This window comes from Actinoplanes subglobosus (assembly GCF_042650585.1).
GTDB classification, from domain to species: domain Bacteria; phylum Actinomycetota; class Actinomycetes; order Mycobacteriales; family Micromonosporaceae; genus Actinoplanes; species Actinoplanes subglobosus.
The window spans coordinates 1-12092 of the sequence record NZ_JBHSBL010000002.1 but is presented as its reverse complement, the minus strand read 5'-3'; the positions used below and the strand labels follow the sequence as shown (position 1 = coordinate 12092).

The window sequence follows — 12092 nt, the reverse complement described above, 5'->3', positions numbered from 1 at the left end:
TAACCCGCGAACGCCAGTCAGGCGGTGGCCAGCGCCTCCGCCGGGGTCAGGCGGGCCGCCCGCCACGCCGGATACAGACCGGCCAGCGCCCCGATCACCACCGCCGCCCCCGTGCCACCGGCGACCGCCGTCATCGGCAGCGCCAGCGGCCAGCCCATCGCCAGCGCGTACCCGGCACCGGCGGCGAGCCCGGCGGCGACACCGGCGACCCCGCCGAGTGCCGACAGGGTGACCGATTCGGTGAGGAACTGCATCCGGATCTGCCGCCGGGTCGCCCCCAGCGAGCGACGCAGCCCGATCTCCTGGCGGCGTTCCAGCACCGAGATGACCATGACGTTGGCGACCCCGACCCCACCGGCCAGCAACGCGACCGCGCCCAGCCCCAGGAACAGGGCGTCGAACGTCTCCTCGGCGGCCGCCTCCGCCTCCAGTTCCCGGGCGGGCGAGGTCACCTCCACCTCGGCGGGATTGCGTGGATTGATCGTGGGGGCCAGTAGCTCGTACACCGTGGAAATCCGGTCGTTGATCGTGCGGATGTAGAGGGTGCTCGCGTGGCCACCGAAGCCGAGCCCGGTCGCGTAGGACCAGCCGATCAGCGCCGACCGGTCGATCTCCGGGGCCAGCGGCAGCGTGTTCAGGATGCCGGTGACCAGGAACGACCGCCCGGCGATCCACACGTGCGCACCGGCCGAGGCGATCCCGAGCCGGTCGGCGGCGACCGCGCCGAGCACCACCGCCGGATAGCGGCCGGTGGCGGCGTTCAGGAACGCCCCGGACCGGACCGTGCCGCCGAGCGTGCCGAGCAGGTCCTCGCGGGCCGCCTGCACGGCGATACCGCTGGTCACCGCCGGGTTGATCCGGTCGTTACGGCGCACCGTCGCGTCGCTGACCAGCCCGATCGCCGACACGTCGGTGACGCCGGGGATCCGGCCGGCCATGCCTTCGGCCTCGGCCGGCAGCGTCGAGTCCTGGCCGGTCAGGCTGCGGCCGGGGGAGGCGGCCAGCAGGTTCGAGCCGAGCGCCCGGATCTCGGCGATCAACCCGGCCCGGCTGACCGCGCCGATCCCGGCCAGCGCGACCATCGCGGCGACCCCGATGGCGATGCCGAGCGCCGACAGCACCGCCCGCAGCGGACGGCCGCGCAACCCCTCGAAACCGACCCTGGCCAGGTCGCCGGTGTGCAGCCGGGCCGGGGCGGGCAGCGGGACACTCACGAGACCACCCGGCCGTCGTGGATCTCCACGCGGCGCGGCAGGGCGGCGGCCACGTCCCGGTCATGGGTGATGACGACGACCGCGGCACCGTCCCGGTGCAGGCCGTTCAGCACCTCCAGGACCCCGACGCCGGCGGCCGAGTCGAGATTGCCGGTGGGCTCGTCGGCCAGCAGCAGCGCCGGTTCGCCGACCACCGCCCGGGCGATCGCGACCCGCTGCTTCTCGCCGCCGGACAACTGATGCGGGCGGTGGCCGAGACGGTGCCCGAGACCGACACGCTCCAGGGCGGCCCGGGCCAGCAACCGGCGGCGGCGCCGGGAGCAGCCGTGATAGAGCAGGCCGGTCGCCACGTTGTCCACCGCCGACAGGTGCGCGGTCAGGAAGAACTGCTGAAAGACGAAACCGATCCACCGCGCGCGTACGGCAGCCAGCCGCCGATCCGGCAGGCGCGCCACGTCGTGCCCGTGGATCCGCACCAGCCCCGTGGTCGGCGTGTCCAGCGTGCCCATCAGCTGCAGCAGCGTCGACTTGCCCGAACCGGACGGCCCGACGATCGCCACCAGCTCACCCGCGTCGACCGTCAGCGACGCGTCGTGCAGGGCACGCACCCCGCCGGGATAGTCCTTCGTGGCGTTCTCGACAGCCACCAGTGGCGTGCTCACGAGGCCGGCACCTGCACCTTCGCGCCCTCGGCCAGCGCGCCGGTCACCTCGACCAGGTCGCCGTCGAAGATCCCCAGCGTGACCGGCACCGACGTGACCGCGCCGCCGTCGCCGACCACACTGACCGTGTAGGTGCGGTCGGCGGCCAGCAGCGCGTTCACCGGCACGGCCAGCACATTCCGACGCTCGCCGCTGGTGAATGCCACGACCACCGGGGCACCGTCGAGCCGGCCCGCGTCGGACGGCCGATCCAGCCCGATCAGGACGGTGATCGTCGCGGACTCGGTGCTCTGCCCGGTCTGGGAGCGGGCGTTCGTCGTCTCGGCGGTCGCGACCGTGCCGACCTCGGTGATCCGGCCGGTCGTCGACGCACCGCCGGGCAACTCGATGCGGACCGCCGCCTCCGGCACGGCCAGCCGCTGCGACCCGACCGGCAGCTGCACCGTCACCTGCCGGGTGGTCCCGGACGCGGTCAGGATCGTGCCGGCCGCCGGACCGCTCGGAACAGCCGTCAGGGAGGTGATCCGGATCGGTCCGGGCAGAACGATCACATCACCGGGCCCGACCGTGCCGGTGACCGTCGTGCCGAGAGCCCTCTGCCAGCGCCGGACCGCCGCCCGGGTGGCCGAGGTGAACCGGGAGTCGACGGTCAGGTCCTGGCCGTACCCCATCGCCTTGAGGTTCCGCTCCAGGACCCTGACGTCACTGCCGCGGGAAACCCCTGATCCGAGGGTACGGAACAGAGGCGCCGCACCGAACAGCAGCGGCACCACCCGCCCGTCCACCCGGAACACCGCCCGCCCCCGCCCGACGATCTCCCCGACCCCCGGAAGCCAGGTGATCCGCCCGGAACCCGGACCCAGCACCGTGAACGACCCGCCGTACCCGAGCGTCCCGTCCACCCGGGTCGCGCTCGACAGATCCGTGCGCTGAACAGAAACGGTCGGCAGGTCGACTGGCTGCTCCGCCGCCGGAGTCGGCGCACCACACGCCCCTAGGGAGAGCAGCGCCACCATCGTGCCTTTCACGTAGGACATGCCGCCGAGCCTGGCCACCCGCCGGTTTCGTGCCGGTGACCGCCACGAAACCCCGCCGCTGTGAGAATCGAGCGATGCGGATACTCGTGGCCGAGGACGAACCGTTCCTCGCCGACCTGGCCGCCGACGGCCTGCGCGCCCACGCGATGGCCGTCGACGTCACCCACGACGGCGCGACCGCCCTGGAACGCCTCGCCGTCAACGACTACGACGTGCTCGTCCTCGACCGCGACCTGCCCCGCGTGCACGGCGACGACGTGTGCCGCGAGGTCACCCGCGCCGGCGGGCCGGTGCGGATCCTGATGCTGACCGCCTCCGGCGAACTCCACGACCGGGTCGGCGGCCTCAACCTCGGCGCCGACGACTACCTGGCCAAACCGTTCGCCTTCGAGGAACTCGTCGCCCGGATCCGGGCCCTCACCCGCCGCACCGGCCGGCCGCTGCCGCCGGTGCTGCGCCGCCACGGCATCACCATGGACACCACCGTGCGTGAGGCCACCCGCGACGGCCGCCCACTGCGGCTGGCCCTCAAGGAGTACGCCGTCCTGGAGGTCCTGCTCCGCGCCGAAGGAGCCGTCGTCAGCACCGAGGAACTGCTGGAACGCGCCTGGGACGAACACATCGACCCGTTCACCACCGCCGTCAAGGTGACCATGAGCAAACTGCGCGCCAAACTCGGCGACCCGCCGGTCATCGTGACCGTCCCCGGACGCGGCTACCGCCTGTGAGCGGCTCGGTCCGGACCAGGATCACCCTGCTCTACGGCGGCTTCTTCACCGTCATCACCGTCGCCGTGCTGCTCACCGCCCTCGGCTTCCAGCGCTGGTTCACCGCCGTCGCCATCGGCCGCGGCGGCGCCGAATGCCAGGGCGACCAATGCGACGCACCGCCGGTCCAGGACCTTCAAGAGAGGGTACGCCAGGGCCAGCGCCTGACCACCCTGGCCGCGATCGCCGTCATCGCCGTACTCGGCTTCGCCGTCTGCTGGTGGCTGACCGGCCGGCTGCTGCGGCCGCTGCACCGGATCACCGCGACCGCCCAGCGGCTGTCGCTGTCCACACTCCACGAGCGCATCGGCCTCACCGGCCCCGACGACGAGTTGCGGCGGCTCGCCGACACGTTCGACGCGATGCTGGACCGGCTCGAACGGGCCGTCGACAGCCAGCGCCGGTTCGTCGCCAACGCCTCCCACGAACTGCGCACCCCACTGGCTGTGCAGCGGACCGCCATCGAGGTCGGGCTGGCCGACCCGACACCCGAACGTCTCCGGGTGATCCGCGCCGAACTGCTGCGCAACACCCTGCGCTCGGAACGTCTCATCACCGGGTTGCTGCTGCTCGCCAAGGGGGAGCGGGGGCCGGACGTGCGTACCTCCGTGGATCTCGCCGCCGTCGTCGCCGAGGTCGCCGGGCAGACCGCAAGCGACGTGCCGGTGGCGTTCCACACGCCCGGCGCCGTCGTCGTCCCCGGTGACGAGGTGATGCTCGCCCAGCTGGTGACCAACCTGGTGCAGAACGCGGTCCGCTACAACGTGCCCGGCGGCTCCGTCACGATCACCCTGACCCGTCCGGCCCGCCTGACGGTCACCAACACCGGCCCGCTGATCCCCGCCGACCGGGCCGGCGACCTGTTCGAACCGTTCCGCCGCCTCGACACCGACCGCACCGCCGGTTCGACGTCGGCCGGGCTCGGCCTGTCCATCGTGGCCGCGATCGCCGGCTCCCACGGCGGCACCGCCACCCTCACCCCGAACCCGGACGGCGGCCTCACCGTCCACGTCGACCTGCCCGCGGTCGGACACGTCACATCCCGGCCTCCTCCTCGCAGCCGGCCTGGAGCTCCTTCAGGTTCGCCGGAGCCTGCTGGTCGATCTGGAGCTGAGGCCGCTCCATCGTCGGATCGGTCACCTTGATCCCCTTGTCCCGCAGGCACTGGGCGACCTTCACATACCTGTCCAGCTCCTCGGCCGACGGCTTCTGATACATCCCGGGCGGCGCCACACTCCGGCAGGCCCCCTCGGCGGCGTCGATCTTCGCCCGGTCGGTCCCGAGCGGCATCGTGTAGCCGTCCCCGGGCTTGATCTTCACCGGCAGCCCCTGCCCCTGCAGACACTCCGCATAGGCGACCACCTTGGTGAACGGATCCGCCACCCCGGACGGCGGCGTGTCCCCGGGACCCTCCGGCTCCTCGGTGACGGCACATCCGGTCAGCGCGAAACCCAGCGCGACGACGACAACGGCAACCTTCTTCATGCCCGCCAGCGTGCGGCGCGGCAGGTTTCACCCCGGTGACCCCTTTTGCCGGTACGGACGCTGGCCGTGGCCGCGGCGATTGGGTAGCGTCGGATTCGTCGTAACGATCAAGGTCGATTGGTCGGCCGTGCTCAGCGGAGGCGGGTGTCGATTCAGCCGGATGATCGAGTTTGCGCTTCTGCTGCCGCCCGACGCCGATCAGGCCGACGCCGACTCCCTGCGCGCCTGGCTGCGCGCCGATCCGGACCTTCGCGGCCGCCTGCATGCCGACGAGTCGTATCCGCCGTCGGCGGGGGCGATGGGCGATGCGGCGTCGATCGTGGTCACACTGGACTCCGTCGCCTCGTCGCCGGCGCTGGCGAGAGCACTGCTCGGCTGGATGCGGGCCCGCCCTGATCCCCCCGTCCTCACCGTGTCCACGGGTAATGGCTGGGAGGCCCGGCTGGACCCGGGTTCGGCCGTCGCGGGCATCGCGAGCCGGCTCTCGACGGCACTCGCCGAGGCAGCCGGCCCGCCGATCATGACCCGGCCCGACCCGTCGTGGCCGGACCCCGCCGGTCTGCCGCAACAGCAGCCCCGTGTGCCGCGCCAGCCCGGCCCGCGGGATCCCCGGCCGGTTCCTCCGCCTCGATCCGGGTCCGAGGAGGTGGGGCGAAGCGGTCCCCAGCAGGGCTCGCCTCGCGGTCCCCAGCAGACGAGTCCGCCGCGCGTCCACCTACCGGACCGAGCCGGCTCGACAGCGATCCTCATCGGTGTCAGTGACTACACCGACCCGGCGTTGTCCGGCCTGTCCACGGTCCAACGCGGTCTCCGTGCCCTCGCCGACGCCCTGACCGATCCCGCCAGGAGCGGTTTCGCCGCCGACCGGTGCCTCATCCTGCACAACCCCGGTCTGCACGAGGTCAGCCGCGCGATCGCCGAGGCCGGACACACGGCCACCGACACGGTTCTCGTGTACTTCGCCGGTCACCTGATCGTCGACGAGGGCGAGACCTTCCTGGCGATGCACGACACGGACCCCGCGCGCCTGCGGTGGAGCGCCCTCCCGATCGACGACCTCCGCCGCGAGCTGGAGCGTTCCACGGCTCGTCACCGGCTGCTCGTCCTCGACGGTGCCCTGTCCGCCGCGGCCGGGTCCGACTCCACCCGCCAGGCGCTGGCCCACATCGAGATCGACAGAGGCGAGGTGCTGGTGATCGCCTCCGGTTCCCGGCCCGCGTCCGAGGCTGCGACCGGCGTGGGCACGGCGTTCAGCGGCGCGCTGCTCGACAGCGGTCTCCGCCCGTTCCCGGCCGGGCCATCCCTGCTCGGCCTGCAAGAGGTCTACCGAGGTCTCCAGCCCCGACTGTCCGGCCCGGACGATCTCCTCTACCTCAAGTCGCACGACCGCGACAGGGTTGGCCTGCTCCGCAACGGCAAACCGCCCGACCATTGGGTTCTCCCGGGGCCGGGCTACCCGACGTCGGCGGTGAACACCGCACTGCCGGCCCGGATGCCGAGGTTCGTCTCCTTCGCCGAGGCCCGGCGGCGGCTGGCGAGCGCGTGGCGGTCCGCCGTCGTAGCGGTACGTGACGTCCTCGACCTCTCCCTGCCCGACCGCAAGAGCGCCCACGCCGCGGCCGACCGGGCCGTCGACGCCTCCTGGGCGCGCCTGGAAGACCAGTTCGACCAGCTCACCCGTGAGATCGGACCGCCATTCGACGCGGACGACGACCGTTCGAGGGGACCCCATGACCGACCCTGAGCAGGAGTGGCAGAGCCTCAAGGTCTGGGACCGGGTCGCCGAACTGGAGAAGGGGTCACCGGACACCGCGGACAAGCTGATCGCGATCCTGGTGGCCGAGCGCAAGCACGTCCACCGTCTCGAGTGGGCCCACTGGGCCCGGCAGATGGTGGGCGTGGTCCTCGGCTTCGGATGCGTCATCACCATGGCGCTGCTCGCCTGGCACTACGCCGACCTCGGCTCCCCACTCAACGGCGCCCTCGTGATGAGCGCCGGCACCGCCTCCATCGTGGCGATCTTCGTGACCGGAAAGTACATCGGCCGCGGACCCAAGTAGAAACTCGATGGCTGCGCCCGAGCGCGGCGTGGCAACATCTGCGGCGGGTCGCTAGCTCAACTGGCAGAGCATTCGGCTGGTAGCGCGTCCGCCTTCCGTTCAGCGCGGTCATGGGGGCGCTTCCTTCTCCTTATTGGATCGAAGGGTTCGGGGTTCGAGTCCCCGGCGGCCCACTTCGAAACGGCAACACCGCCGGCGGGGGACGGAGGAATCACGTGCACGAGAAGACGATCATTCAGAAGACGCTGCGCGTGCCCGCGAGCGACGGCACGGCCGGTGACGGGACCGCGGTGGCGCGGCAGCTCGACGCGGTCCTGCTCGATGTCGGGTTCGCGGCGTCGCGGGGACTGCTCGACCACGTCGGCGGGCTCGCGCCCGAGCCGGCCATGGATCTCGCCGCCACCGTCGTGGCGGCGGTGCGGGAGCTGGTCGGTGACCACGTCCAGCACAACACCTACTTCATCGGCTTCCCGGACGGCGTACCGGACACGCTCGATTTCTGGATGGAGCGGATGCGCGCCGCGGTCGCCGCCGGCAGCGGCGCGACGGTCCTGCCGGGCATGGTCGACCTCCTGGACCTTCCGGGGTACGGCTCCTACCAGCACACCTACGCCGACATGCTGGCCGTCCACGACGAGCTGATCGCATCGGCCGGTGACCGGCTCACCATCCTGCACCTCGGTGACTCCGCCGAGCGGGAGGCCGAGCGGCTCTACCTGGCGCTGGCCGCCAGCGTGACGCCGCACGGCCCCGCCGATCTCGCCATCCTCGGCGAGCTCGCGGTGACCTGCGCCGACGGCCCGCAGCCGGAAACCGTTCCGGTGCGGGAGAACCGGGCCGTGCTCAACGGCGTCCGGATCGTCCTCGGCCGGCCGCTGGTCGCCGTCGACACGGTGACCGACGTGCTGCGCCTGGCCTGCCAGGTCTCCGGCGGTGACGTGTCGCTGGCCGAGCCGACCCGGTTCCGGACCTTCCGCCGGCCCGAACGCCGGGTGCTGCTGGCCGCCCTCGACGAGGTCGTCGGCGCGAGCCCGGCGAAACTCGCCGACGTGACGCGACTCGCCGAGCGCTGGAAGAGGCTCGGAGAAAAGCTTCACCCGCATGAGTACGGCCAGTGGCCCCACGCCCAGAAGGTGTTCGCCGTCGCGCGCGACGAGATCCGGGTGCCGACCCTGGCCGGCCGGGCGGAGAGGGCGTTCCGCGACGACGCACCGGTTCGTGCCGCACGGATCCTGTCGGCCGCACCGGGCCAGCTGCTGCGCGCCGCGGACCGGCTGCTGCGGGTGACCGCGGTGCCGGAGCGGGCCGCCGTGCTCGACGCGGTGTCCGGGGCGCTGGCGTCGGCGTCCGGCCGGGTGCTGCTGTCGCTGCGCGAGCACGTCGCGAACCGGCTGTCCCCGGATGTGGCCCGGATGTACGTAAACCGGTTTCAGCGTTCCTGGGTCGGCCCGGACACCCGCGAGCCGCTGCCGGCCGACCTGGTGGACGAGCTGTCGGCGCTGCTCGACGGCGAGATCAGCACCCGGCTGCCGGAGCCGGGACGGCCGCTGCTGGTCGACCCGGACGTGCTCGGCGTCGCCCTGCCGCTGTCGGGCAAGGCGTCCGAGGCCGGCTTCGCGGTGCTGCCCCGTGGTTCGCGGGCGCCGGTCTCCGGTGAGCTGCTGCGGTTCTTCATGTACTGGCGGCAGACGGCCCGCCGGACCGACTACGACCTGTCGATGCTGCTGCTCGACGACGACTTCCACAGCGCCGGCCAGGTGTCGTGGACGAATCTGCGCGGCAACGGCATGAAGCACTCCGGTGACCTCACCGACGCCACCGACGGCGCCACCGAGTTCATCGACGTGACCCTGACCGTCGGCGCGCCGTACGTGGTGCCGCAGGTCAACATCTACTCCGGCGAGGGGTTCGAGGAGGTGGCCGAGTCGATGTTCGGCTACCAGACGCGGACCGCCGAGCAGAAGGGCGCCCCGTTCGAGCCGCGGGCGGTGCGGGCCCGGTCGCAGATGCGCGGCCGCGGCCGGGTGGCGCTGCCGATGGTGTTCGCGAAGGGCGAGACCGGCTGGCAGGCGGTGTGGCTGCACCTGTACCTGAACGGACATCCCGCATTCAACCGGGTGGAGGGCAACACGCTCACCACGGCACACCGGGTGCGTGCCCTGATGGAACGGCGCTACCTGACGCTGTCGTACCTGCTCGACCTGTGGCGTCCTCGCGCGGACGTGACGGTGTGGGACGGGGTGCTGCCGGACGAGCCGGTCACCTGGATCGGCATCGAGGCTCCCGAGGGGCTGCCGGAGGGGTCGGAGATCTATACGCTGGATCGGCTCGGTGAGCTGATCCCCGAGTGAGGACCACCGAGGTCATGCGGGAGCTTCCTTCTATTTCCGTTCAAATCGGGAACCTCCGCTCTGCGGAGGATCTGGCATAAAGCGCCCGCGCTCTCCTCGGCTGTGGCCGGCGACTCCCCGGAGTCGCCGGCCACGAACATCTCCGGGCACCCGGACCGGTTCTCAGGCGATCAGTAGTGGCACGGCCTGGCCGGGCCACCGGGCGGTGACCGTGAGCCGTGCGTCGCCGAAGGCGGCGATGATCGAATGGGGTCCGGCGTACGGGCCGTACAGCAGGGCGGCGAAGGTTCGTGCCTGCTGATCGGTGATGTTGCCGCGCCAGCCGATCGCCTGGGTGACGGTCCCGGATCGTCGGTCGTCGCGCCATGCCATGTGGCGAGCGAGTTGTTCGGAGTCGCAGAAGTTGAACACAACCGTGTGGGGACGAAAGGCGGCCGCGCGGATGGCTTGCGCGATCGCGGCGGGTTCCACGGCCATGGGCGTGCCGTCGATGGTGAGGTGGATCAGTCCCATGTCAGCGTGGGCGGCGAGATGCACGACAGTGGGCTGATGCTGCTCGATCTCCCGCCGAAACTCGGCGATCTCGATGTTCGCCCGCTCGATGACGATCGCCCGCGGAGTCAAGGCTTTGCGGATGCAGGCGGCTTCACTGGCGAAGTCGTTGCCGTTGACCGTGGGGTCGCCCATTGCGACGAGGACGGGACCTGCGGGCTCCGGGTCCGTCGCTGACCTGTACCCCGCTGCGAGGGACGGCAGGGGCACGGGCGAGACGGGGTGGTTCCGGGGCGTGGCACCACGCCAGCTGCGCAGGTCATCGGCACTCACCCCGAGCGCCCCAGCGATCTCGTCCCAGGTGACATCCTCGGCGCGGTAGTCGCGAGCGGCGGCGACCGCCGCAGCGAAGGCGTGGTGGCGTTCGGCGTCGGGGGTCGTGGCGATCAGGATGACGTATTGCGCCAGGCGAGCCCGCTCCCCGGACGTCAGCGGGCGGGTGCCCCGGTGACCGTCGCGGGTCATGGCGACGAGACGGGTTCCGTAGTCGCTGGCGGTGTGTCGGCATCCGGCGTGGTCAGGAGACCGGCAAGATCGAGCAGGAGCTCGGTGATGTCGGGTACGCGCTCGGCCAATGCGGACAGTCGCGCGGCCGCTGCGCGGCGGGTCTCCTGGTCGCCCTGTTCGGCTGCCATACGAACGAGTTCTCGGGCCTGGTCGTCTCCGCCCACTTGGCGGGCCGTGAGGACGGCCGCCACGTAGGGGCCGACGAACGGGCTGCGGCTCAAGCTCGGTGCGGCGAACCAAATCTCGGCCAATTGGTCGAGGTCGGCGCGCTCGATCGCGGCCAGCGCGGCCTCGACCGCGTCGGGTGCATCGAGGACGATGTCGTACACAGTGTCGATCGGCATCGAAGCGGACAGCCGGGCGATGGCCAGGTGTTGCTGAACGACGGGGTCTGCGGCGATGGCTGCCAGGATTTCGACGGTCCTGGGATCGGTGAGCAGGCCTGGGTGGCTGCGCAGGTACCGGCGGGACGCGGTCCAGGTCGGAGTTTCCAGCCAGCCGTAGACCAGGGTCTGGTGCTTCTCGTCGGCCTGGAGCGCGTCGAGGACGGTGTCCAGCCCTTGTTCCTCGGCTGCGTCGAGTACCTCAAGAACGTGGACGATCGCGGGGTTGTCGCTGTAGAGGGGGGCCAGAGCAGCACGCACCGGTCGCGCCGACGGCCCGAAGACGGACTGTGCCTCGGGCAATCGGAGGACGACGGCCCGTTCCACCCAGCTCGTCTGGGCCAGTACCCGGTTGAGTAGGGCGACAGTCTCGTCCGGCAGCGGTTCGGCGATCCAGCCCGGCCAGCCGGCCGGGGGATCATCAGGTTCCAGCTCCATCACGGCAGTACGGACAGCGCGCCGCGCACGGGCACCGCGCTGCGGGTGTTCCTCGTCGTCCGCGCGGCTGGCTGCCCGAATGAGATCGCGGGTGACGTCACCGACCAGGCCGGCCTCTCGTGCCCGCCAGCGTGCCAAAGCCACGTCCAGTTCCGCCCGGGGTCCGGCGTCCAATTCTTCGCCCGCCGCCTGGAACACGGCGACCGCTTCCTCCCGGCGGCCCAGCTCCGAGAGCCGAATGCCGAGGTTGTTCAACGACATCGCCAGATCGGGCAGGTAGGCGCCGGGGTTCGCCTCGGCCAACCGCCGGTAGATGGCGACAGCTTCCTGGCTGGGTTCCAGCGCCTCGTCCCGGCGGCCCAGCTCCGAGTGCCGGATACCGAGGTTGTTCAACGACGCCGCCAGGTTGGGCAGGTAGGCGCCGGGGTTCGCCTCGGCCAGCAGCTGGTAGATGGTGACGGCTTCCTGGCTGGGCTCCAGCGCCTCGTCCCGGCGGCCCAGCTCCGAGAGCCGGATACCGAGGTTGTTCAACGACATCGCCAGGTCGGGCAGGTAGGCGCCGGGGTTCGCCTCGGCCAGCAGCTGGTAGATGGTGACGGCTTCCTGGCTGGGCTCCAGCGCCTCGTCCCGGCGGCC

11 protein-coding genes and 1 tRNA gene are annotated in these 12092 nt (G+C 71.7%); 6 read left to right on the top strand and 6 right to left on the bottom strand.

All coding sequences use genetic code 11. From position 1 onward, the window contains the following. Positions 1-17: 17 nt before the first annotated feature. The 3 genes from ACFO0C_RS00565 to ACFO0C_RS00555 are packed head-to-tail and all read right to left on the bottom strand — an operon-like array spanning position 18 to position 2913. Positions 18-1214 (bottom strand): ABC transporter permease, encoded by a 1197-nt coding sequence (locus ACFO0C_RS00565; RefSeq protein WP_378064414.1) that lies wholly within the window; start codon positions 1212-1214, stop codon positions 18-20. Beyond that, positions 1211-1876, bottom strand: coding sequence for an ABC transporter ATP-binding protein (locus ACFO0C_RS00560; RefSeq protein ID WP_378064413.1), 666 nt, complete (start codon positions 1874-1876; stop codon positions 1211-1213). The genes ACFO0C_RS00565 and ACFO0C_RS00560 overlap by 4 nt, the downstream gene beginning before the upstream one ends. After that, on the bottom strand, positions 1873-2913 hold the full coding sequence (locus tag ACFO0C_RS00555) for a peptidoglycan-binding protein (RefSeq protein WP_378064412.1): 1041 nt from the start codon (positions 2911-2913) through the stop codon (positions 1873-1875). The genes ACFO0C_RS00560 and ACFO0C_RS00555 overlap by 4 nt, the downstream gene beginning before the upstream one ends. 74 nt (positions 2914-2987) lie before the next feature. Between ACFO0C_RS00555 and ACFO0C_RS00550 the strand changes: the two genes are divergently transcribed. After that, a complete protein-coding gene (locus ACFO0C_RS00550) occupies positions 2988-3641 on the top strand; it encodes a response regulator transcription factor (RefSeq protein WP_378064411.1) in 654 nt (217 codons plus the stop codon). Further along, positions 3638-4825, top strand: coding sequence for a sensor histidine kinase (locus ACFO0C_RS00545; RefSeq protein WP_378064410.1), 1188 nt, complete (start codon positions 3638-3640; stop codon positions 4823-4825). Before ACFO0C_RS00550 ends, ACFO0C_RS00545 begins: the two co-directional genes overlap by 4 nt. Here ACFO0C_RS00545 and ACFO0C_RS00540 read toward each other — a convergent pair. Then, positions 4716-5165: a hypothetical protein gene (locus tag ACFO0C_RS00540; RefSeq protein ID WP_378064408.1), complete on the bottom strand. Its 450-nt coding sequence runs from the start codon at positions 5163-5165 to the stop codon at positions 4716-4718. The two genes, ACFO0C_RS00545 and ACFO0C_RS00540, sit on opposite strands and share 110 nt — an antisense overlap. 160 nt (positions 5166-5325) lie before the next feature. Between ACFO0C_RS00540 and ACFO0C_RS00535 the strand changes: the two genes are divergently transcribed. The 4 genes from ACFO0C_RS00535 (at position 5326) to ACFO0C_RS00520 (ending at position 9576) form a co-directional block, all read left to right on the top strand. Next, complete coding sequence (locus tag ACFO0C_RS00535) at positions 5326-6909, top strand: effector-associated constant component EACC1 (protein ID WP_378064407.1); 1584 nt, start codon at positions 5326-5328, stop codon at positions 6907-6909. Further along, positions 6896-7225 (top strand): hypothetical protein, encoded by a 330-nt coding sequence (locus ACFO0C_RS00530; protein ID WP_378064406.1) that lies wholly within the window; start codon positions 6896-6898, stop codon positions 7223-7225. Before ACFO0C_RS00535 ends, ACFO0C_RS00530 begins: the two co-directional genes overlap by 14 nt. A gap of 45 nt (positions 7226-7270) precedes the next feature. Beyond that, positions 7271-7398, top strand: a tRNA-OTHER gene (locus ACFO0C_RS00525). A 42-nt stretch (positions 7399-7440) separates the two neighbouring features. Then, positions 7441-9576: a hypothetical protein gene (locus ACFO0C_RS00520; RefSeq protein WP_378064405.1), complete on the top strand. Its 2136-nt coding sequence runs from the start codon at positions 7441-7443 to the stop codon at positions 9574-9576. Positions 9577-9738: 162 nt separating this feature from the next. Here the strand turns inward: ACFO0C_RS00520 and ACFO0C_RS00515 are convergent, their stop codons facing one another. After that, positions 9739-10263 carry a hypothetical protein gene (locus tag ACFO0C_RS00515; RefSeq protein WP_378064404.1) on the bottom strand — a complete coding sequence of 175 codons (525 nt, stop codon included), beginning with the start codon at positions 10261-10263 and terminating at the stop codon, positions 9739-9741. 326 nt (positions 10264-10589) lie between these two features. After that, a partial coding sequence (locus ACFO0C_RS00510) for a tetratricopeptide repeat protein (RefSeq protein WP_378064403.1) occupies positions 10590-12092 on the bottom strand: 1503 nt, incomplete at its 5' end.